This is a genomic window from Tamlana crocina, from assembly GCF_012037625.1.
Window position 1 is genome coordinate 1 of the sequence record NZ_JAAVJS010000668.1, and the last position, 324, is coordinate 324.

1 protein-coding gene is annotated in these 324 nt (G+C 35.5%); it reads left to right on the forward strand.

The features are described from left to right. Nucleotides 1-80 precede the first annotated feature (80 nt). Nucleotides 81-324: carboxypeptidase-like regulatory domain-containing protein (locus HC176_RS18500; protein WP_167920449.1), on the forward strand; the 244-nt coding region annotated here is incomplete at its 3' end.

Consider the following 324-nt stretch of genomic DNA (forward strand, 5'->3'; position numbering starts at 1 on the left):
TTAAGCGTTTTGTTAAAATTTGTTCTTAAAACCAAAACCTTGGGAAGAAGACTACGCTGGTGAAGACTGTGATTAAAAAAATGGAAAAAGTTCTTTTATTTAGCTTTTGTTTTATTAAGAAATTATTATCATTTTTGGCCTTGGCTAATTCAAATAATAATAAAATGAAACAAAAATTAAGTGGGATTCTAACGGTGTTGCTGCTGTTAGTGGTGCAGATTGGTTTTGCACAACAAAAAATGATCACGGGAACCGTGGTAGATTCGGAAGGGCTTCCCTTGCCGGGTGTGAATGTCCTTATTCAGAACACGAATAGGGGTACTC